Source organism: uncultured Microbacterium sp. (assembly GCF_963524805.1).
In the GTDB taxonomy this organism is placed as follows: domain Bacteria; phylum Actinomycetota; class Actinomycetes; order Actinomycetales; family Microbacteriaceae; genus Microbacterium.
The window spans coordinates 1-21,781 of the sequence record NZ_CAURGG010000001.1 but is presented as its reverse complement, the minus strand read 5'-3'; the positions used below and the strand labels follow the sequence as shown (position 1 = coordinate 21,781).

At 70.6% G+C, this 21,781-nt stretch carries 15 protein-coding genes; 8 read left to right on the top strand and 7 right to left on the bottom strand.

The features are described 5' to 3' along the window. The 3 genes from RWQ91_RS00075 to RWQ91_RS00065 are packed head-to-tail and all read left to right on the top strand — an operon-like array spanning position 1 to position 1,570. The gene (locus RWQ91_RS00075; RefSeq protein ID WP_314501629.1) at positions 1 to 366 is read left to right on the top strand and encodes a lycopene cyclase domain-containing protein; all 366 of its coding nucleotides are present in this window, start codon (positions 1 to 3) and stop codon (positions 364 to 366) included. Beyond that, positions 363 to 680, top strand: coding sequence for a lycopene cyclase domain-containing protein (locus RWQ91_RS00070; RefSeq protein WP_314501626.1), 318 nt, complete (start codon positions 363 to 365; stop codon positions 678 to 680). Before RWQ91_RS00075 ends, RWQ91_RS00070 begins: the two co-directional genes overlap by 4 nt. Next, a complete protein-coding gene (locus RWQ91_RS00065; protein WP_314501624.1) occupies positions 677 to 1,570 on the top strand; it encodes a prenyltransferase in 894 nt (297 codons plus the stop codon). The genes RWQ91_RS00070 and RWQ91_RS00065 overlap by 4 nt, the downstream gene beginning before the upstream one ends. 69 nt (positions 1,571 to 1,639) lie before the next feature. Here RWQ91_RS00065 and RWQ91_RS00060 read toward each other — a convergent pair whose 3' ends face one another. Both RWQ91_RS00060 and RWQ91_RS00055 read right to left on the bottom strand, forming a co-directional pair. Continuing rightward, positions 1,640 to 4,543 carry a UPF0182 family protein gene (locus tag RWQ91_RS00060; RefSeq protein ID WP_314501622.1) on the bottom strand — a complete coding sequence of 968 codons (2,904 nt, stop codon included), beginning with the start codon at positions 4,541 to 4,543 and terminating at the stop codon, positions 1,640 to 1,642. Positions 4,544 to 4,637: 94 nt separating this feature from the next. After that, positions 4,638 to 5,789: a S16 family serine protease gene (locus RWQ91_RS00055; protein ID WP_314501620.1), complete on the bottom strand. Its 1,152-nt coding sequence runs from the start codon at positions 5,787 to 5,789 to the stop codon at positions 4,638 to 4,640. 180 nt (positions 5,790 to 5,969) lie between these two features. On the opposite strand from RWQ91_RS00055, the gene RWQ91_RS00050 reads away from it, so the two are divergent. Next, entirely contained in the window at positions 5,970 to 7,349 is a 1,380-nt protein-coding gene (locus RWQ91_RS00050) for a zinc-dependent metalloprotease (protein ID WP_314502877.1), read from the top strand. Positions 7,350 to 8,121: 772 nt separating this feature from the next. On the opposite strand, the gene RWQ91_RS00045 is transcribed toward RWQ91_RS00050, so the two are convergent. After that, positions 8,122 to 9,894 (bottom strand): ATP-dependent helicase, encoded by a 1,773-nt coding sequence (locus RWQ91_RS00045; protein WP_314501617.1) that lies wholly within the window; start codon positions 9,892 to 9,894, stop codon positions 8,122 to 8,124. Then, positions 9,891 to 10,841, bottom strand: a complete 951-nt coding sequence (nudC, locus tag RWQ91_RS00040) for an NAD(+) diphosphatase (RefSeq protein WP_399545565.1) — start codon at positions 10,839 to 10,841, stop codon at positions 9,891 to 9,893. The genes RWQ91_RS00045 and nudC overlap by 4 nt, the downstream gene beginning before the upstream one ends. A gap of 79 nt (positions 10,842 to 10,920) precedes the next feature. On the opposite strand from nudC, the gene RWQ91_RS00035 reads away from it, so the two are divergent. Next, on the top strand, positions 10,921 to 12,222 hold the full coding sequence (locus RWQ91_RS00035) for a phosphotransferase (protein WP_314501616.1): 1,302 nt from the start codon (positions 10,921 to 10,923) through the stop codon (positions 12,220 to 12,222). Positions 12,223 to 12,239: 17 nt separating this feature from the next. Here RWQ91_RS00035 and RWQ91_RS00030 read toward each other — a convergent pair whose 3' ends face one another. Then, on the bottom strand, positions 12,240 to 15,569 hold the full coding sequence (locus RWQ91_RS00030; protein ID WP_314501615.1) for an ATP-dependent DNA helicase: 3,330 nt from the start codon (positions 15,567 to 15,569) through the stop codon (positions 12,240 to 12,242). Further along, positions 15,566 to 18,694, bottom strand: a complete 3,129-nt coding sequence (locus RWQ91_RS00025; protein ID WP_314501613.1) for an ATP-dependent DNA helicase — start codon at positions 18,692 to 18,694, stop codon at positions 15,566 to 15,568. Before RWQ91_RS00025 ends, RWQ91_RS00030 begins: the two co-directional genes overlap by 4 nt. Before the next feature lie 158 nt (positions 18,695 to 18,852). Here RWQ91_RS00025 and RWQ91_RS00020 point away from each other — a divergent pair, with 158 nt between their 5' ends. Both RWQ91_RS00020 and RWQ91_RS00015 read left to right on the top strand, forming a co-directional pair. Next, positions 18,853 to 19,077, top strand: a complete 225-nt coding sequence (locus RWQ91_RS00020; RefSeq protein ID WP_314501611.1) for a DUF3107 domain-containing protein — start codon at positions 18,853 to 18,855, stop codon at positions 19,075 to 19,077. 7 nt (positions 19,078 to 19,084) lie between these two features. After that, positions 19,085 to 19,375: a hypothetical protein gene (locus RWQ91_RS00015; RefSeq protein WP_314501609.1), complete on the top strand. Its 291-nt coding sequence runs from the start codon at positions 19,085 to 19,087 to the stop codon at positions 19,373 to 19,375. A 24-nt stretch (positions 19,376 to 19,399) separates the two neighbouring features. Here RWQ91_RS00015 and RWQ91_RS00010 read toward each other — a convergent pair whose 3' ends face one another. Further along, the gene (locus RWQ91_RS00010; protein WP_314501608.1) at positions 19,400 to 20,113 is read right to left on the bottom strand and encodes a ferritin-like fold-containing protein; all 714 of its coding nucleotides are present in this window, start codon (positions 20,111 to 20,113) and stop codon (positions 19,400 to 19,402) included. A 227-nt stretch (positions 20,114 to 20,340) separates the two neighbouring features. Here RWQ91_RS00010 and RWQ91_RS00005 point away from each other — a divergent pair. After that, on the top strand, positions 20,341 to 21,781 hold a 1,441-nt coding region (locus RWQ91_RS00005), incomplete at its 3' end, for a DEAD/DEAH box helicase (protein WP_314501605.1).

The following is a 21,781-nucleotide window of genomic DNA, read 5'->3' as shown; positions in this document are numbered from 1 at the left end:
GTGCCAGGGATCTATCTCCTGGCGATCCTCGTCTCGGCCGCCGGCATCGCAGTGATCGACGCCCGCTTCCGCCTTGCCGCGTGGCGGGCTCCGCTGCGCACCGCCGCGGCCGTCGCCGCCGGCGTCGTCTTCTTCCTGGCGTGGGATGCCGTCGGCATCACCACGGGCGTCTTCCTGAAGGGCGACAGCCCGGCCTTCACCGGAATCGACATCGCCCCCGATCTTCCGCTCGAGGAAGTGTTCTTCCTGACATTCTTGTGCTACCTGAGTCTTGTCGTGTGGGCGGGCGCGATGCGTGTGCTGTCCGCGCGAAGCCGGGCGGCGCGCGACGAGACACCACGAGAGTCAGAGGAGCGCCGCGCATGACCTATCTGCTCATCGTCATTCCGTTCGTCCTCATCACGGCGATCGTGACGCTGCTCACGCTTCGCCGGCCCGGGTTCGGTCGACGGATGGCCGCCTCCGCCGTCGCCGCGGTCGTTCTGATCGTGCTGACCGCGATCTTCGACAACGCCATGATCGCCGCCGGGCTCGTGGTCTACCCGCCGCAGCACCTCAGCGGGATCGCGATCGGCCTCGCCCCGATCGAGGACTTCTCCTACAGCCTCTGCGCGGCATTCCTCGTCCCGGCGGTGTTCACGCTTCTGGAACGTCGGCGGGCGTCGGAGGCGGCAGCATGACGGCGGCACAGGCGCTGCGCCCCGCGGCCGTCGGCAAGCAGCTCTTCATCGCCTCACGACCGGTCAGCTGGGTCAACACGGCCTACCCCTTCGCGGCGGCCTACCTCCTGACCATGCGTCAGGTCGACCTCACGCTGGTGATCGGCACCCTCTTCTTCCTCATTCCGTACAACCTCGCGATGTACGGCATCAACGACGTCTTCGACTACGAATCCGACCTCCGCAATCCCCGCAAAGGCGGCGCCCACGGTGCGGTCCTGGATCGTCGGATGCACCCGATCACGCTCTGGGCAGCCGGTCTCTCGTGCGCGCCGTTCGTGATCTACCTGGTCGTGGTGGGATCGCCGGCGTCCTGGCTGGTGCTGGCGGCCAGCCTGTTCTTCGTCGTGTTCTACAGCGCCCCGCCCCTGCGGCTGAAAGAAGTGGCGTTCGCCGATTCGCTGACCTCCAGCATCCACTTCTTCTCCCCCGCCGTGTACGGACTCGTTCTCGCCGGCGCGACGTGGACGTGGCAGCTGGGAGCGGTCATTCTGGCATTCGCGCTGTGGGGCATCGCCTCTCACGCGTTCGGCGCGGTGCAGGACGTCGTCGCCGACCGGGAGGCCGGGATCTCATCCATCGCCACCGTGCGAGGGGCTCGCTGGACGGTGTGGTTCGCGCTCGCCTGCTACGCGGCGGCGGGGATCGCGATGCTGTTCACGCCGTGGCCCGGCCCGCTTGCCGCGCTCGTGCCGCTGCTGTACATCGCGACGGTCTGGCCGTTCCGCACGATCACGGATGACACCGCGGAGCGGGCGACGATCGGCTGGCGGCGCTTCCTCTGGGTCAACCAGATCGCCGGCTTCCTGGTGACGCTGCTGCTGATCTGGTACTGGCTGCTGACCGACTGATCGGACCGCCCTCCACGCAGAAGGCCCGCTCCCCTGCCGGGTGAGCGGGCCTTCTGCGTGGAGCGGGCGCTACTGATCGCCGAGGGCGATGAGCTGCTCGACCGCTGCGGTGAGGCGCTCGTCGGCTTCAGCGAAGGCGGTGAGGTCACCCGATGCCAGGGCGGCCTGCCGGTCCAGGATCGCCTGACGGGCCTCCTGGAGCGCCGCCTGGTAGTCGTCGGCCGGCGGCTGGGTGGGCTGCGGCTCGGTCGTCTCCCCCGGAGTCGGCTCGGGCGTGGGACCGGGTGTCGGCGTCACATCGGCGTCTCCCGTGTCCACACCCGAGTTGCCGCCGAACAGCACGTCGAGGGCCTCATTCAGCGTGTCCTCGAACGCCACCTCGTTGCCGAAGGCGACCAGCACCTTCTGCAGCTGCGGCAGCTGGGTGCCGCTGGAGGCCTGGACGAACACCGGCTGCACGTACAGCAGTCCGCCACCCACCGGCAGCGTCAGCAGGTTGCCGTTGATCACCTGCGACTGCCCCTGCTTGAGCAGGTTGATCTGCGAGGAGATCAGCGGATCGGAGTTGAACGTGTTCTGCACCTGTCCGGGGCCGGGGATCGTCGTGTCGGCGTCGACGACGAGCATCCGGAGCTTGCCGTAGTCCGCGCTCTTGACGCCCTTCTCATCGCCGGCGTTGGAGTCCACCGCCAGATAGCCCATCAGCACGTTGCGCGAGGCTGTGCCCTCGGATGCCGGGATGAAGCTCGTGAACATCGAGTACGTCGGCGCATCCTGGCCGGGCATCTGCATGGTCAGGTAGTACGGGGGCTGCAGCACCGCCTCCTGCTGCGGGTCGTTCGGCGTCTGCCAGGCGTTGTCGCGCTGGTAGAACGACTGCGCGTCGTCGACGTGGTACACCCCGAGCGCGTAGCGCTGCACCTTGAACAGGTCGGTGGGATAGCGCACGTGGCTCATCAGGTCGCCCGACATGTCGCTGATCGGCTTGACGGTCGACGGGTAGACGTTCTGCCACGACTGCAGGATGGGATCCTTGTCGTCCCACGCGTAGAGCGTCACCTTGCCGTCGTAGGCGTCGACCGTGGCCTTGACCGAATTGCGGATGTAGTTGATGTTGTCCAGGGCGAAGCGCTGAGCCGTGGTGTTGGAGTCCGAGATCGCCTGCTGCAGGCTCACGGTCGTCGAGTACGGGTAGTTGGCGCTGAGCGTGTAGCCGTCGACGATCCAGACGATGCGACCGTCCACGACGCTCGGGTAGGGGTCGCCGTCCAACGTCAGATACGGAGCCGCCTTCTGCACGCGGGCGCTCGGGTTGCGGTCGTACAGGATCTGCGAGTCCTCGTTGACATTGTCCGAGAACAGGATCTGCTCGGACTGGAACTTCAGGGCGTAGATCAGGCGGTCGAAGACGCTGCCGATGCTCGGGCCGCCGTCGCCGTCGAACGTCGTCTTGGTCTCGCTCGCACCGTCCGCACCGGTCGGGTAGTCCAGTTCCACCGGATCGGTCCCCTCGGGGGCGCCGACGATCGAGTACGTCGGTGAATACTCGCCGAAGTAGACCCGGGGCTGGAAGTCCTCCTGGTCGGAGAGGAAGCCGGCCGCGGGGATGCCGCGCTCGAGGAAGACCGGATCGCCGTCGGTCGTGCGGTCGTTGCCCTTCGCGGCGACCATCCCGTAGCCGTGCGTGTACACGAGCGTGGTGTTCTGCCACGAGGCGGCGGCGCCGAGCTGGTCCATGTTGAGCTCGCGGACCGACACGACGGTGTCCTGCGAGACGCCGTCGACCGCGTAGCGGTCGACATCCAGCGGATCGGCGAACTGGTAGTAGCCGCGGAACTGCTCGAGCTGGCGCACGGTCGGGCTGATCACGGCGGGATCCATGATGCGGATCTGAGCCGTCGTGGCGGCATCCTCGCGCAGCTGGTTCTGCTCGACGTCGGTGACGGCCTGGAAGTTGGTCTTGTCGAGGCCGTCGATGCCGTACGCCTCCTTCGTCATGTCGATGCCGCGCTGGAAGTACTCGCGCTCGAGGCTCAACTCATTCGGGCGCACCTGGAACTGGTTGATCACCCACGGGTAGCCGACGCCGACCACGATCGCCGAGACGACCAGCAGGGCGGTTGCGATGAGGGGATAGCGCCAGCGGCCGATGATGGCGGTGACGAAGAAGAGGATGGCGACGATGATCGCGGCGATCGAGAGGATCGTCAGGCCCGGGATGATCGCGTTGACTCCCGTGTAGCCGGGGCCGGTGATGCGCGCGCCGGGCTCGACGAGCGTCTTGTAGCGATCCAGCCACAGACTCGCACCCTGCGCGAGCAGATAGAGCCCGGCGATCACGGCGAGCTGGATGCGGGCCGCCTTGGAGATGCGCAGCTCCCGCTGGCCGATCCGCACCGACCCGTACAGATACGACACCAGCGCGGTGACCAGAAGGCACACCAGCAGCACGGCCGAGATGAATCCGAGCAGAGCGCTGTAGAACGGCATCGCGAACAGGTAGAAGCCGGTGTCGAGGTGGAACTGAGGATCGGTCACGTCGGTCGCGACGCCGTTGAACCACAGCCAGGTCGTCTCCCACTGGGCGGATGCGGCGAAGCCGGAGAAGAAGCCGAAGAAGATCGGAATGCCCCACATCGCGAGGCGCCGAAGCGGTTCGACGACCTCCTGATAGCGGTCGAGCTGCGAACTGAGCCGCGCATAGACGGGCCGGAGGCGGTAGGCCAGCTGGATGGCCAGCCACACCGGAACCGCCATGCCGACGAACCCGATCAGGAACATCACCACGCGCGCCGTCCACTGCGTCAGCAGCACCGACTGGAACCCGAGCTGCTCGTACCAGCGCCAGTCGGCGTAGAGGTTCGCGAAGATGAAGAACGCCACCACGATCGCCGCGATGATCGCGAGCGAGATCACGATGATCCGACGGGAACGGGAGGGCGTGGCCGGGGCCGGCGCAGAGGTCGTGGTCACCGTTCAATCCTAGGCGCGCGGTTCTGGGCGAATGCCGTGGGGCTGCCCCCAGCTGCCTCGTGAGTTGCGCTGTGCGCGAAGCGGTCGCTGCGGCTCAACCGGCGGCGGGCGCAGCCGCGGCGGCGGAGGTCTCGCAGGTCGGCAGCGACGCGAAGTCACCGTCGTCGCGCACGGCGTCCAGCACCGCGAGCGAATCGTCGAGCGTCTCGACGGAGAAGACCCGCAGACCGTCCGGGACGTAGCCGACGACCTCGTCGCAGTTGTCCGCCGGCGCCAGGAACCACTTCGCACCCGCGCCCACCGCGCCCCACATCTTCTGCCGGATGCCGCCGATCGGCCCGACCACTCCCTCAGCATCGATCGTCCCGGTCCCCGCGACCGTCTCGCCGCCGTTGAGCTGCTCGGGAGTGAGGGTGTCGATGATCCCCAGCGCGAACATCATTCCGGCACTCGGACCGCCGACGTTGTTCAGCTGGATCGTGACGTCGATGGGGAACTCGAAGTCGTTGGTCAGTGTGATGCCGAGCAGCCACAGCGTCTCGCCGTCGACTTCGGTCTCCTTCGGCATGACCGACACCGACTGCTCCTGGGCGTCGCGCACGATGTCGAGCTCGACCGGCTCACCGGATCCCTGATTCACGATCTCGCGGAGGGCGCCGGCATCCGTGACCGCCTCGCCGTTCGCGGAGATGATCACGTCGCCCTCTTCGAGCACTCCTTGGGATGCCGAGTCGTCGGTGAACGAATAGACCGTCAGCTCGGCATCCACGTCGTAGCCCAGCTCGGTCAGGGCGGCCGCGGTCGCCTCCTTCTGGGAGTCGACCATCATCGCGGCGCTCTGCTCGTTGCGCTGCTCGGTCGTCTCGCCCTCGGGGAAGACGGCGTCGATGGGCAGGACGGCTTTGCTCGGGTCGAACCAGGCGGTCGCCAGCTCGAACCACGACGGGGTCCGCTCGCGGTTTCCGACCACCTGCACCGTCAGCAGATCCAGCGCTCCCTCCGTCGGGAACGTCTCCGCCCCTTGGACGGAGATGAGCGGCACCTGGGTGCCCTGCGTGGACTCGGTCGTGCCCAGGGTGTTGTACACCGGCCCGGGCCGCTGGATCACGTAGGAGGTCGGCAGGAACGTGATGATCAGGAGCACCACGAGCGCGACGGTCAGCGCCCAGATGCCGGCCACCATTCCGCGCGACATCCGGCGCGGCGGGCGGGGCGTGATGGTGACGTTCTCGTCGAACAGCGCCACGAGGGACCTTTCTCTGCCTGGTCGTTCGCGACCGGCGTACAGGGGAAAGGTCCGTGCCGGGAAGTGCGATGATCCGTGCGACTAGCGTAGAGCGCGAGGTCATGACCCGGCTGAGAGGCGGCTGAAGTGGCAGAGTTCGACCGCGACGACGACCAGAGTCCCGAAGAGCAGTTCCAGGAGATGATCCGGCAGCTGTTCGGAGGTGCCGGTGCCGAGATCGACCCGGAGCAGCTCGCCCGGCTTTCGGGCATGGGCATCGATCCCGCGATGATGCAGACGGTGATGCAGCACCTGCAGGGTGCGTTCGCGAGCGGCTCCGACGAGGGCATCTCGTGGGACCTGGCGAAACGTCAGGCGCTGCACATCGCCAACCAGGACGGTCTGGGCATCACCGACGGCCAGCGCACGGATCTGGATCAGGCCTTCTCACTCGCGTCGCTGTGGCTGAGCGAGGCGACCACCATCTCGGATCTGCCGTCTCCCCCGCGGACGATGACCCGCGGAGGCTGGGTCGAGGCGACCCTGCCGGTGTGGCAGGAGCTCGCCGAGCCGGTCGCGACCAGCATCGCGGACGCCCTCACCGCGGCATTGCGCGATCAGGCTCCCGAAGAGATGCAGGGCCTGGTGCAGGGAGCCGGTCGCCTCATGCGGACGGTGGGCGGATCGCTGTTCGCCTCGCAGCTCGGCCAGGTCGTCGGCAACCTGTCCAAGGAGGTCGTCAGCGGAGGCGATGTCGGCATCCCGCTGCTGCCCGACGGCGAGGCCGTGATCCTGCCGCAGAACTTCGCGGATTTCGGGCGGGACCTCGAGATCCCCGCGGACCAGCTCGCGCTGTACATCGCGACGCGCGAGCTGGCGCATGCGCGCCTGTTCCGCCACGCCCGCTGGCTGCGGTTGCACGTCCTGTCGCAGATCACGGACTTCGCGCGCGGCATCCATGTCGACACCGACGCCCTCGAAGACCTCGCTTCGCGCTTCGATCCGTCGGAGCCCGACGAGCTGCGTCGGGCGCTGGAGAGCGGCGCGCTGCTGCCCACCCGCTCCGAAGCGCAGAGCGCGGCCCTCACCCGACTCGAGAACCTGCTGGCCACGATCGAGGGCTGGGTGGACGTCGTCACGGAGGGCGCCACGGCGCGCCTGCCGTCGGCCGACCGGGTCGCCGAGGCCGTGCGTCGCCGACGCGCCGTGGGCGGGCCTGCCGAGCAGGCGCTCAGTTCACTGGTCGGCTTGGAACTGCGGCCCCGCCGTATGCGCGAAGCCGCGGCGATGTGGCGCGCGGTGACCGATGCCGTGGGCGTGGCGGGCCGGGATGCGCTCTGGGACTACCCGGACCTCATGCCGACCGCCGAGGACATCGACGACCCGGCGGCGCTCGTCGCGCGGCTGGAGGCACGCGCGCGCGGCGAGGAGCCGGCCCCCGATGAGATGGACGACGCGCTGGCACGCCTGCTGGCCGGCGAAAATCCGGGCGCGGCCCCGTCGGGCGGCTCGACTCCGTCGGGCGGCTCGACCCCTCCCGATGGCGAGGACGGCCCGGCGGAGGATCCTCGACCCGTCTGAGGACGCGCTCCGTCCCTTCCTCCCCAGCACCGAGCGGAGCACCGCTCGGCGTGCGGACCTGTGGAAAACCGTGTGCGGCGAACCGGGCGCGGAACAATCGAGCGCATGCTGCGACTCGACCCGGCCTTTCCGCCGCTCTGGCGCTCGCTGTCGACACTGCAGTTCGGGGTGGAGGGGGTGGCGGTCATCGAGGAGCCCACGCCGTGGCAGCTGCGGCTCATCGGCGAACTCGAGCGCGGCGTTCCCGAGGAGGCGCTGGACCCGTTGGCGATCGCGCTCGGGGCCACCGAGAATGCCGCCGCGGATTTCGTCGGCCTCCTGGCGCGAGCGCTCCTGACCGTGCCGGTGCCGATCCGGGTGGCTCTGCAGACTCCGGACGGCTTCGCGCGTGACCACCGGGAGCTGGTCGCGGAGTCGCTGACGATGGCGGGTCTGGAGGTGCAAGAGACGACGTGGTTCGGTGCACCCCAGGAAGCCGTCGAGGGCGGTGACGCGGTGATCGTCCTCGCGCACCACCTCGTGCAGCCGCGGCGGGTCTCCGCTCTTATGGCCGCCGACATCACGCACATGCCCCTCGTCCTCACCGGGTCTGTAGCCGAGGTCGGGCCGGTCGTGGTGCCGGGACAGACCGCGTGCCTGATGTGCATCGCGGCTCATCGGCGCGACGCCGATCCCGCCTGGCCCCACCTCGCGGCTCAGCTGCTGGCCCGGCGTGCCCCCGAGGTCAGCCGCGCGATGGTGACGGAGGCTGCCTTCGCCGGCGCGGCGCTGGTCATCGCCGCCGAGCGGGGCCGGCCGCGCCTGCTCGGCCATTCGCTGTCCCTGCGCGCGGGTTCGCTCCACCGCCCCCTGAGCGCGCACCGTCCGCACGCAGAGTGCCGGTGCCGATCTCTCGCAGGAACCGCGACGGCTGACGCTCCCGCGTCCCACGCGACCACGACAGCGTCAGAGTTCGCCCGGCCCGCGTGACGCCGACGTACGCCAGTCGCCGCTCCTCGTCGACCTGCTCGAAGGTGGACGCGTAGCTGATCGGCAGCAGGCCCTCGGCGACGCCGAGCAGGTGCACGTGGTCCCATTCGAGTCCCTTCGCCGCGTGCAGGGTGGCGAGTGTCACCGTGCGCAGAGCCGGCTCGTGCTGCGCCTTGGCCCGGGCGTGCAGCTCATCCGTGAAGGCTCGCAGCGACGTGCCTTCCGGCGACTCCTCCGCCAGCCGCAGGATCGCGCTGCGAGCTTCCCAGGCGTCGCGCAGTGCACCACCGGCCTGCGGCGGCTCGTCGGTCAGGCCCAACGAGCGCAGCACGTCGCGGACGGCATCGATGAAGCCGCGCTCGAGCGGAGCCACCGAAGCTCCGCGCAGCGCCATCACCGCCTGGCGGACCTCCGGGACCTCGAAGAACCGGCGTCCCCCCAGCACTGACGCCGCGATGCCGCGATCGGCGAGGGCGCGCACGAGCTCGGCGGACTGGGAGTGCGCGCGATAGAGGATCGCGATCCGTCGCGGATCGACGCCCGAGGAGATGCGATCGGCCACCTGAGCGGCCACGCCCCGCGCTTCGGCGACGTCGTCCTCGTAGGCGGTCACGGTGGGCGGGTCCGCGGGCGGGGCGGCGGACTTCGCCGGGGCGGCGGTCAGCTCGAGTGCACCCGGTCGGCCGCGCATGAGCTCGTTCGCGACCGCGAGGATGGCCGCATCCGATCGGTAATTCGTCTCCAGACGCACAACCCGCGCGTCTTCGTGGGCCTGGCCGAACTCCAGCAGGAAGCGGGCGTCGGCACCGGCGAAGGAGTAGATCGTCTGGCTCGCATCGCCCACGACGCAGATGTCGCGTCGATCTCCCCGCCACAGCTCGAGGAGGCGGTGCTGCAGCGGCGAGACGTCCTGGAACTCGTCGACCGTGAAATGCCGGTACTGCTCGTGGACGGATGCCGCGACGTGGGGCTCGGCCTCGAGCATGCCGGCGCACGCCAGCAGCACGTCCTCGAAATCGAGCTGACGCCGCTGGTCCTTCAGCTTCTCGTACGCCCGCTGCAGATCGGCCACCCGCGAGACATCCAGTCGTCCCACCCCGTCGGGTCGCGCCGCCGCGTACTGCTCGATGCTGCGCATGGTGACCTTGCGCCACTCGATCTCGCTCGCGACATCGCGCAGGGTCGCGGTGTCGGGCTCGATGCCCATCGCGTCGGCGGCGTGAGCGAGCAGGCGCACCTTGTTATCGACGATGCCGGGCGCCGAATCCCCCGCCACCGTCGGCCAGAAGTAGTTGAGCTGCGCGAGCGCGGCCGCGTGGAACGTGCGGGCCGCGACGCCTTCGACGCCGAGCGCACGCAGGCGCCCGCGCATCTCTCCCGCGGCCTTCGCCGTGAAGGTGACCGCCATCACGCGGCCGGGAGAATAGGCGCCGGTGTCGACACCGTGGGCGATGCGGTGCGTGATCACGCGGGTCTTGCCCGTCCCCGCGCCGGCGAGGACGACGACCGGGCCGCGCAGCGCCGTCACCGCCTCGAGCTGCCGTTCGTCCAGGCCCTGCAGCGCACGTTCGCTCATCCGGTGCTCGCGTACCAGTCGCTGATCAGGCTGTGCGCGATCGAGGCGGGTCCTGGCAGCAGCAGATCGGTCCGGCCCGCGAGGCCCGCGCCGATCTCGGAACGCTCGAACCAGCGCACCGCGAGGATCTCCTCACCGTCGGCCTCCGCCGCCGTGTCGTCGGCCGCAGCCGCCAGGAAGCCCAGCATGAGCGATCGCGGATAGGGCCATGCCTGGGACCCGCGATAGGCCACGTCGATCACCTCGACACCCGCTTCTTCGCGCACTTCGCGCGCCACAGCGGCCTCGAGCGATTCGCCAGCTTCGACGAAGCCCGCGAAGCACGAGAAGCGGTTGTCCGCCCACATCGCGTTCGACCCGAGGAGCAGGCGATCCGGGTGCGCACGGCTGGTGATGGCCACGATCACCGCGGGATCCGTCCGCGGGAAGTGCTCCCTTCCGCAGGAAGGGCAATGCCGCGACCACCCGGCGTTGCGCACCTCCGTGCGGGTGCCGCACGCCGAGCAGAACGGAGCCTCGATCAGCCACCGTCCGAGGCTCAGCGCCTCGACGAACGCCCCGGCCTCGGTCGGTGCAAGGCCGCCGCCCACGGCGCGCAGGGCAGCCCATCCCGCCGGTGCAAGGAACGGCTCCCGTTCGGCGCGCGGCGACGCCGCGGTCAGCAGGGCGGTTCCGTCGTCGCGGCGCCCGAGGAACGCCCATTCGGCCCCGTCGGGTGCCGCCTCCGGCTCGACCCACTCAAGTGCGTCGGCGGCGGCCAGCGGAGCGAGATCGCCGTTGAGCACGAGCACCCGCGTCGCGGCATCCGCACGCGACCGCTCGAGCAGATCGGGCATCGCGCGCTCTTCGGCCGCGCGGTCCAGACCCGACCGCGCGAGCGGGGGCTGTGCGCGACCGGCGGGGACGCTCTCGGCCGGTTCAGCCTGCGTGCTGTCGGACGGCGTCATCGAAGACCTCTCTTGCTGCTGGCCGACAAGCCGGGCGTGGCGCGGGGGCGCACGAGCGCACCCGACCTACCCTGGGCACATGGCACGCTCACCCCTCACTCTAGCCGCGTCCGTGACTTCGGCTCTGCCCCGGGTCGGCGTCGTCGGAGTCGGCGTTCTGACCGAGGGTGCGACGGGCCGCTACGACGCCGCTCTGGCCGAACTCGACGACGGACGACGCGTCGTCGTGCGCGCACCGGCCGACGCGGATGCAGGAAGCGAACTGGCCGCCGAGGCCCGCGCCCTGCGCGCGCTCACGCCCGGGGTGCGCGGACTGCTGCCGTTCCGCGCGCCGGAGCTGCTCGGCGAGACGGGCCTGGGCGACGCCCGTGCCGTCGTCGTCGACTTCCTCCCCGGCTACCGGGTGGACGCCGCCCACCTTCCCTCCGGTCGCGGCGCCGCCACCTCGATCGGCGAAGCGCTTGCTGCTCTGCACGCACTGCCGCTGTCGATCGTGCGCACCGAAGGGCTGCCCGTCCGCAGCCCGCAGCAGGTGCGCGACGACGTCTCCCGCCTGATCGATCGCGTCGAGGCCACCCGGTCCGCTCCCGCCGTCCTGCTCGAACGCTGGCGGCGCGCGGTGGAGGCTGACGAGCTGTGGCGTTTCGAATCGGCCGTGGTCCTCGGCGGCGCCGGTGCGGCGTCGTTCTTCTTCGAGGATGTGGATGCCGTTCCCCGCGTGACCGGAGTTCTGGAGTGGCACGGCCTCTCGGTGGGCGACCCTGCGGTCGACCTGCAGTGGCTGGCTTCGGCGCCCACCGCCGCGGACGACGTCTACGCCGCCTATGTGAGCCACAGCGACCGCGCCCCCGATCAGCTCGTGCGGTCGCGGGCGCGTCTGTACGCCGAGCTGGAGTTCGCCAAGTGGCTGGTCCACGGTCATGAGGCGGGGCGCGCGGACATCGTCGAGGACGCCGTCAGACTGCTGGATTCGCTCGCGGCAGGAGTGCGCGGAGATGACATCGTTCCCGCTGCATCCCTGGGTGTCGATGAGGCGATCGCGCTGCTGGACCGCGTGCCCGACGGCGCGTCGGAGCCCGCTGACGCGTTCCCGCATGACACGTCGATGCATACGGATGCGTACGACCCTGACGAGCTGGCGCTGTGGGTGTCGAACGATGAAGCGGATGAGGAGCTGGATCCCGCGGCGGAGGCGCCGCCGGCGGCAGAGACCCCCGGCGGATTCCATGACGAGTCGACGGCGCCGATCGACATCTCGGCCTTCGTCCGCCGCGGCGAGTTGACCGATCCCCCCGTGGGCTCGGGCGCCGAGGACGCGGACGCGCAGGCCGATGCCGATCGCGCATCCGACGCCGCCCTGCGGCGCTGGCTCTCGGAGTAGCGGCGACAGCCGCGCCGTCAGGCGCGCAGCACGAGATCGTCCGCGACGTAGTAGAGCGCGACGTCGATCTGCGAGAGCGGCACTGCGTGCTTGGCGTGGAACGCCCGTCGATACAGCTCGAGCTGGAGCATCCGCTCGTCGCGTTCCGCCTCGGTGCGCGGCGGTGCGCCCGTCTTCCAGTCGACGATCTCGATACGGCCACCACGATCCGCCCGGCGGAAGACGGCGTCGAGCTTGCAGATGATCACGTGCGGCCGCCCGTCCAGACCCGTCTCGGTGAAATCGATCTCGGTCTCGACCTCGATGGGGCTGAGATCGCCCCATTCGGACGCTGCGAAGTTGGACTGCAGCCGCGCCAGCGTCGCCGCGTCCTGCGCAGAGGCGGTGCTCTCCGGTGCATCTTCGTCCAGCTCCCACAGCGCGTCATCGATCGATCGCGCGGTGCCGACTTTTCCCGAGCGCTGCTCGACCCATGCGTGGAAGAGAGTGCCGAGCCGCGTCTGGCGGAAGGGCCGCTCCGGCAGAGGGCGGGTGATGCGGGCGACGGTCCCGGCGTAGTCGGCGACGAACTCCTTGTAGCGCGAGGCTGCGATGCGGGTGGGCGCCAGCGGTGTCGTGGGGCCATGACGCTCCTCGCGCTCGGCCAGCAGCAGCGCGGCATCCCGCTCCGGCTCGGCGCGCGGAGCGCCCAGCGCCGCCTCCACAGCCGCCGCCGCGGATCGGACGCGCTCGCGGCGAGCGCCGAGCGGATCGATGGGCCATTGCAGGACCCGCCGCTCCCCGAGGTAGGGATCCTCTCCGGGGTCGTCGTCGGGCAGCTCCACCGCCAGGGCGTCGGCGATCTCGGTGAGGAAGACGCTGCGCTCGCGCGGCCGCTTCGTGCCCGACCAGCTCGCTCCGGTCAGCAGCAGGTGATCACGCGCCCGGGTGACGGCCACGTAGGCGAGACGACGGTCCTCGTCGAGCTGGCGGGCGCGGTTCGCGGCGACGAAGGCATCGATGGCGGCCTTCAGGTCCTGCTGGGTCGGGGCGGCATCGCGCTCCCACGGCAGCACCGGCAGCCAGCGGGCATCTCCGCGGAATGAGTACGGCAGGATGCCGAATCCCAGCCATCCCTTCGTGTCGCGCGGCATGCTCGGCAGCTCGTCCTTGACGAGGCGAACCACGGCCACCGCGTCCCACTCGAGGCCCTTCGAGCCGTGGATCGTCAGCAGCTGCACGACGTCATCCTCGGGCGGCTCGGTGCGCGGCGCGAACTCGTCCAGCTGCTCGGCATGATCGAGCCATGCCAGCAGGTTGGAGATCGACCCCGACTCGTCGGCGGCCAGGAACGCGTGCAGCTCGTCGACGAAGGCGCGCAGCTGCGCCGATGCGATGCGCGCCGGGCCGCGCGACTCGTTCGAGGCCAGCTCGATGTCCAGGCGCAGCTCGAGCTCGATCAGGCGCACGAGATCGGGGATCGGCATCCCCACCGCCCGCCGCAGGCCGGAGAAGACCGATGCCGCCTCGCGCAGACGCGCGCGCGCGTCCGGCGTGAACCCGGCGAGCCAGCCGTGGTCGGCCGGGTGGCGCAGGAGGAAATCGAGGGCGTCGATCAGCGAGCCGTCGTCTTCGCCCGCGCTTGCGCGGATCCGCTCGACGACCTCGGGCGCGAGCGGCTGGAGGGCGGCGTCGTGGCGGGCGATGCGTCGAGCCAATGCCGCGAGTTCCCGCAGGTCGGGCAGACCGATCGTCCATCGCGGGCCGGAGAGCAGGCGGATGAGCGCCGATCCGGCGCTCGGGTCGCTGACGACGCGCAGCGCGCAGACCACATCGACCACTTCGGGTGTGGACAGGAGCCCGCCCAGCCCCAGGATGCGGTGCGGGATCCCGCGCCTGCCCAGCGCGTCGCCGAAGCGCACCATGTGCTTCTTGCTGCGGAAGAGGATCGCCCCGGTCGTCCGAGAGCCCGCCGCGGACCGCTCGTCGCGCACGCCACCGAACCACTCGGCGACACGGTCCGCCTCGGCGTCCAGGTCCGTGTCGAAGGCCAGCTGGACCTCACCGCGCGGAGCCGACGGACGGGCGCGCAGTTCGTCGACTGCGATCGAGGCCCTCGCCGCGAGCGGCGCCAGCACCGCGTTCGCCGCCGACAGCACACGAGCGCTGTTGCGCCAGCTGGTGGCCAGGGAGAACTGCGCACTGCGCGCCCGCGGGTTGAACGCGTCGGCGAATCCGCCGAGGTTTCCCGCGCTGGCGCCGCGCCAGCCGTAGATGGCCTGGTGCGGGTCACCTACGGCCATCACGGCGGTCCGGGCGAACAGCGTCGACAGCAGGTCGGTCTGGACGACCGACGTGTCCTGGTATTCATCCAGCAGCACCACGCGGTAGCGGTCTCGCAGCTCTGCGGCGACGGCGGGATGAGCGCGGACGACCTCGAGAGCACCGGCGACCTGGTCCGAGAAGTCGAGCACGCCGACGCGCTGCTTCTCGGCGGCATACTCCGTCGCGAGGTCTGCGAGCAGCGCAAGCGCGCCGACCTTCTCCTCGGCCTCGGCGACGTCGCTGTAGACGACGGTGCCCCGTCGAGTCGAGGGACGCTCGAGCACATCGCGGAAGCGTTGCGGAAACGCGGCCAGTTCATCGAAGGAGACCAGATTGTCCACGCCGTCGCGGGCGATCCGCAGCGCTGCGTCGACGATGCTGCGCACGGCCTCTCCGCGTTCCTCCAGTCGCGGATCGTCCGAGGTGAAGACGACACGGCGCATGAGCAGCCACGCGGCGGATTCGGAGAGGATCGCCGCCTCGGCATCGCGGCCGATCCGCACCGCGTGCTCGCGGACGATCTGGTCGGCGAAGCTGTTGTAGGTGGCGACTGTCGGCCGATGAAGCAGTGTGTCGTCGTCCGACGCCTCGGCCTGCGACCCGAGGTCGGCGGCAAGGGCGTCCAGCGCCTCGGCGCGAGCGGCGGCCGCCTTCGCGCCCTCTCCCCCCGCGCGCTCCAGTGCGCCGAACACGTCGAGCCGCCCCGCGTCATGCAGCGCTCCGAGGTCGGCGAGAAGACCGCGCCGCTCGAACTCGGCGAGCCGTTGAAGCCGGCGCTGAATGCGCTCGCCCAGCTCTCCGGCGGCCTTGCGGGTGAAGGTGAGCCCGAGCACCTCGTCGCGGCGCACCAGCCGGTTGGCGACGAGCCAGACCACGCGCGCGGCCATCGTCTCTGTTTTCCCGCTGCCGGCGCCGGCGACCACGAGGGCGGGTTCGAGCGGCGCTTCGATCACTGCGGTCTGTTCCGCGGTCGGCGGGAACTGACCGAGCGCGGCGGCGATCGCGGCGGCCGACAGGATGCCGGTGGTCACAGCTGCTGTCATGATGCGCTCACCGCGCCGATCGTGTGGATGCGGCACAGCCCGTAGGAGTGCTCGTCGCGGCAGTGGTCCTCGTAGGGCGCGGTGAACGAGATGCCGCGCATCACGCCCACCGCCCTGCGGATGCGCGTGTAGAAGGCCGCACGCTGCTCGTCGTCGAACGGTGGCTGCCATGGCGTCGCATAGTCGGATCGGGTGGCGGTCGGCCGGAGCACCAGCAGCTTCGCTCCCCCGGCAGGCAGCCCGGCCGCAGCGGGGATCGCTCCGGATTCGAAGGCGAGCTGGTAGGCGCCGAGCTGCGGATTGTCGAGCACTTTCGCGTCTGTCTGCGGTTCGCGCTTGCCCGTCTTGAGGTCGACGATCACCACCGCGCCTTCCGGCGTCAGCTCGACGCGGTCGATGTACCCGGAGAGGATCGCCCCGTGCTCGAACGCCTCGGCGTCCTCGAGCGGGATGGCCACTTCGAAGTGAGGCTCCGCGCCGATCAGCGTCCCGCCGTCGGCCTCGAAGCGGCGCAGGTAGAGATGCAGACGGCGGATGAGGTCGCGCGCGCGGGCGGACTCGGCGCGGTCGCGCCACGGCGCTTCGAAGGTGAGCTCGCCCCAGCGCGACTCGACCTCCGCCCACAGACTCGCCTCGTCCGACCCGGCCGCGTGCTCGAGTGCGGCGTGGATGATCGTGCCCAGGCCCGCCGTCGTCCCGCCCGGATCGCCGCCCAGGTCGCCGATCACCCAGTTGAGCTCGCACTCCTCGAGGGTGTGCAGCCGGGACGGCGAGACGCGGACGTCCTCGACGGCCAGGTCGCGCAGAGGCCCCTGAGACGTGGGCGCTGCCACACCGAACCATTCCCGGGGTGCAGCGCCGGCCACGCCGGCGTCGGCGAGGAGGGCGAGCTGCTGAGCGGCGTGCTCGGCTCGGCTGCGACTGATCGGCTCGGTCAGCGCCCGGCGATGCTGCGCCACGAGCCCGCGCAGGGAGAGCGGATGATCGAGCGGGTAGCTCTCGGGATCCGGCAGGAATTCGAAGAACACGCTGGGACCTGTGTCATCGTCGTCGACGGCGGTGACGAAGGCGCGGCTCGTCGCGCGCGAGAGGGCGCGCGCGAGGAGACGCAGCTCGTCGTGCATCGCCGCTCGCCGTCTGTCCAGCGTCGAGGCCACGCCCGCGTCCGTGCGGGTGGCTGCCTCCGTCAAGCGCCAGGTCTCGAGGAGGGAGCCGCGCAGGCGCGTGTTCGGCCACACTCCGTCCTGGACGCCGGCGATCACGACAGTGTCGAACTCGGTGCCCAGGGCGCCGGCCGGCGTGAGGATACGCACCTTCTCCCCGTCGGCGGGCGCATCGAGGCGGTCTTCGGCCACCGCGCTGTCGAGGATGCTGCGGACGAACACGCGGGGATCGGCATCCACCGACCGCTCGACGAACCGCTTTGCTGCCTGGAACAGCGCGACGACGGCGTCGAGGTCCCGGTTCGCCTGCTCGGCCAGCGGACCATGACCACGCGCGAGCTCGGACCACGGGCGCTGCAGGCCGCTGCGATCCCAGGCGGTCCAGAGCAGCTCGTGTGCGGTCGCTCCGCGATCGAGCTCGTCGTTCAGCACCGCGAGCGTGCGGGCGAGCGCCGCGGCCCGCCGTGCTTCGCGCGTGTCGATCAGATCGAACTCGAGGGGCTGCCGCATGGCGGAGACGAGCAGCTCCCGGCCCGAACGCGCCGGCTCCGCTCCCGGCTCCTGCGCCTGACGAAGCGCCACGTGCCGCAGCGCTGAACGCAGACGCCGCAGCTCCACCGGATCGAGGCGGCCTGCCGTCGACAGCAGCGCTCCGGCCACCTCATCGAAGGTCCACTCCTGACGGCCCGCCAGCTCGATGAGCCGCAGCAGGTCGCGGACGGGCGCGAGCGTGCCGAGCGGGCGCCCGGGCCCGCTGGCGCGCGTGGGCACCTCGCGGGCGGCGAGCTCCGCCTCCAGCGCCGTGACCTGCCGCGTGTCATGGGCGATCACCGCGCACCGCGACCACGCCACCCCGTCGTGCACATGGCGTTCGCGCAGCAGCCGTGCGATCGCGTCGTACTCCTCGGCGGCCGAGCGCAGTGTCAGCGCGCGCACGGACCCGTCGGGCACGGCAGCCGTGGCCGGACCGCGATGCGAGACCACTCCGACCGCCCCGATGCGCTGCGTGACCTGCCGGACCAGCTCGTTCTGCCATGCCGTGCCGCGGTGGGCCTGCCTCAGCACCGTCACGCCGCCGAGGCTCGAAGCCAGCCGCGCGAAGTTGTCGGGCGTCGCGCCGCGGAAGGCCCCGGAACCGACGTCGGGGTCGCCGAAGGCCAGGACGGCGATCCCACGATCGAGACAGGCCTCGAGCATCTCCACACCGCCGAGGGTGAGCTCCTGAGCGTCATCGACGAGGATCACCGAGAACCGATCGGCGATCTCGCTGCCGCGCGCCGCGGTGCGCAGCACCCCGACGGCCTCGCGCACGAGCCCGGCGGCATCCCGATGCGCGCCGCGCATGTCCGCGCGCACCTGCAGGTACTCGTCCATGAACGACGCCATCGTCTCCCAGACCGGAACCTCCAGCGCGGCACCGAGCGCACGCAGCCGGTCAGACTCCAGACCGAGCGTCGTGCACTCGGCCAAGAAGGTGCGCACCTCCGTGCGGAAGCCCTTCGTGGAGCGCACTGACGCGCCGAGCCAGTCGGGCCAGCGCCGGCGCCCGTGCGCCTCGTCCTCGGCATCGCCCTCGAGCAGGTCCTCGATGAGCTGGTCCTCGTCGCCGCCGGTGAGCAGCTGCGGTGGTTCCTCGCCCGCCGCGACCTCGGTCGCGCGGACGAGCTGGTACGCGAACGACGCCACCGACCGGGCCAGCGGCCCGGAGCTCGCGCGGTCGACCGCGATTGCCAGCCGATCGCGCAGTGCGGTCGCCGTCTGCCGCGACGGCGTCAGCACGAGCAGCGCGTCCGGGTCGACACCCTCGCGCACCAGCCGTGCCGCCCGAGCGACGAGCGCGGTCGTCTTGCCGCTCCCGGGGGCGCCGACCACGACTCCGGATGCCGTCGCGGCGAGCCCCGCGACGGCCTCCTGCTGCCGGTCCAGCGTGCGCTCCACGTCGGGTGCGCCACCGGAGTCCATGGCTTCGAAGTTACCGTCCACCACCGACAGCGCGCGTTCGCCGAGAGCGTTTCGCACACGGCCGGGCGCCCGCGACCCGTGTCGTAGAGTTGCCATGCGCGCCGGGGATCCGGCCGTACGAGGTCCCGGGGCACGCCCCGCCGCAGGAGGTCATTCACGTGGAGATCCGCATCGGCATCGCCAACACCGGACGCGAACTCAACTTCGAGACGGCCGAGCCCGCCGCCGACGTCAAGAAAGCGGTCGCCAGCGCCCTGGACGCCGGCGCGACGCACGTGAGCTTCACCGACGCCAAGGGGACGAGCTACATCGTCCCGACCGCCAGCCTGGCCTACATCGAGCTCGGCACCGAGGAATCCCGCCGCGTCGGCTTCGTCGCTTAGCCCAGCCGTGCAGATCCTCCTGGCCTTCCTCGTCGGAGCCGTCATCGGCGCCGCCGTCCACTTCCTGGTGGGCGGCCGCGGCACGCGCGGCGTCGCGCTCGGGCCCGTCCTGGGCGCCGCGTCCGCAGGGCTGGTGTGGATGATCCTCACGTGGGCCGGCGTCGGCCTGGACAGCCCGTGGCTCTGGCTGTCGGCGTTCGTCGTGCCGATCGTCGTGACCTACCCGGCGCTGGTGCTCCTGGCCCGCGCGCGGACCGCGCACGATGCTCGGGAGCGCGCGCAGCTCAAGATCGGCTGAGTCCGCGGCCGAGTCGACAGCGGCCTACGCGGCCAGTCCCATCGCATCCATGCGCTTGGAGTGCGCGCCCATCAGGTCGGTGAAGACCGGCTCGACCTTCTGCTCGTCCGCGATCCTCAGCGTCGGCGGCCGCAGCGCCGCTCGGGCGATCAGCAGGGTGTCGCCCACGAGGCGGCGACCCCACATGGCCAGGAGCGATTTCCACTCGGGATCGCTCGCGATCGTCAGTGCGATGATGTCGACGATCGCCTGACGGTCATCGTCGGCGCGGAGGATCCGGGCCACTCTGCGCCCTGTGTCCCCGTAGCTGGAGGAGAGTGCGAGATAGAAATCGTCGAGCATGCCGGCGGTGATGTGCACCGAGAGCAGGGTCTCCTGCGGGCGCACGCCGTGCGTCGCGCGGCGGAAGGCGTCCAGCGGCTCGCGGAAGGGCAGCATGAGGCTGGTCGGATCGTCGCCGCGCTCGCGGATGAGCGCCACGAGCTCCTCGTGCTTCTTCAGCGCGGCCCCTGCCGCCCGCGAAAGCGATTCCTTCTCGGCGAGCTCCGGCGTCGACGCGATCAGCTCCGACAGCGTCTCGAAGTAGCCGAGCTGCAGGTAGGCGGCCTGCCCGAGGAACGTGTCGATCTCCGGAGCGAGCTCCTCGAAGTCGACGCGATGCGCGTCGTTCGCCTCGTCCCGCGAGCGCAGCTGCAGCTTCCGCCCCTGCGGACGCTGCTGCCAGAACCACTTCACCACGAGCTACAGCATAGGTGCGCGGCATCCCGAACCCTTGGCCCGACGCCAGGCGCTGCCGCTCGTCGCGCGGTGAGCCGGTATCGTGGAGGTCAGTCCCCGGCGTCGGATCGGGGCTCCCGCGCCTGTGGCAGAGATAGGGCGTGGATCCCACCCCGCCCGCGCGGCGACTTATCGCACAGCGCCAGGGCACCACAAGGCAGCATCTCACTGCCGGACAGGCTCACATCGTGACGACCTTCGCCGAACTCGGCGTCGACCAGGACATCGTCGAAACCCTCGCGCAGAAGGGCATCGTCGACGCTTTCCCCATCCAGGAGCAGACCATCCCCCTCGGGCTGCCCGGCCAGGACATCATCGGCCAGGCCAAGACCGGCACCGGCAAGACGTTCGGCTTCGGCATCCCCGTGGTCCAGCGCCTCGGACCCGACCCCGCTCACGGTGTCAAGGCCCTCATCGTGGTGCCGACGCGCGAGCTGTGCGTGCAGGTCTACGAGGACATCGACATGCTGACGCAGGGCCGCTCGACGAGCGTCGTGGCGATCTACGGCGGCAAGGCCTACGAGGGCCAGATCGACCAGCTCAAGGCCGGCGCCCAGATCGTCGTCGGCACGCCCGGTCGCCTCATCGACCTGAACAACCAGCGGCTGCTCGATCTGTCCCACGCGACGGAGGTCGTGCTGGACGAGGCCGACAAGATGCTCGATCTGGGATTCCTCCCGGACATCGAGAAGATCTTCCAGAAGGTGCCGGCGATCCGCCACACTCAGCTGTTCTCGGCGACGATGCCGGGGCCCATCGTGGCGCTGGCCCGGCGGTTCATGACCAACCCCATCCACATCCGCGCGACGGACCCCGACGAGGGCCTGACGCAGGCGAACATCCGCCACCTGGTGTACCGCGCCCACAACATGGACAAGGACGAGGTCATCGCCCGCATCCTGCAGGCCGATGGACGCGGCAAGACCGTGATCTTCACCCGGACCAAACGCGCGGCGCAGCGATTGTCCGACGAGCTCGGCGACCGCGGCTTCAACACCGCCTCCGTGCACGGCGACATGAGCCAGGAGGCGCGCGAGCGCTCGATGGCCGCGTTCAAGGCCGGCAAGAAGGATGTGCTGATCGCGACCGACGTCGCCGCCCGCGGCATCGACGTGGATGACGTCACCCACGTGATCAACCACACGATCCCCGATGACGAGAAGACCTACCTGCACCGCGCCGGCCGCACCGGCCGTGCCGGCAAGACCGGCATCGCGGTGACGTTCGTCGACTGGGACGACCTGCACAAGTGGGCGCTGATCAACCGCGCGCTCGAATTCGGTCAGCCCGAGCCGACCGAGACCTACTCGTCCAGCCCGCACCTGTTCACCGATCTGGACATCCCCACCGGCACGAAGGGCCGCCTGACCACCGCGCCGCGCACGCAGACGGTCAGGACGCAGGATGCCGCACGCCCCGCGTCCGGCGACCGCGAGGGGTCTTCGACCCGTCGTCGCCGCCGCACCGGCGAGACGGGCGGCCAGAACGGGTCTGCCGGCGCGTCGACCCGCAACCCGGTCCCCGAGGTTCCCGCCGAGCACGGTGCGAACGACGCCGCCGAGGGCACCGGCACGCACGACGGCGGCGGCAACGAGCACCACGACGGCAACGCCGCGCCCCGCCGTCGCC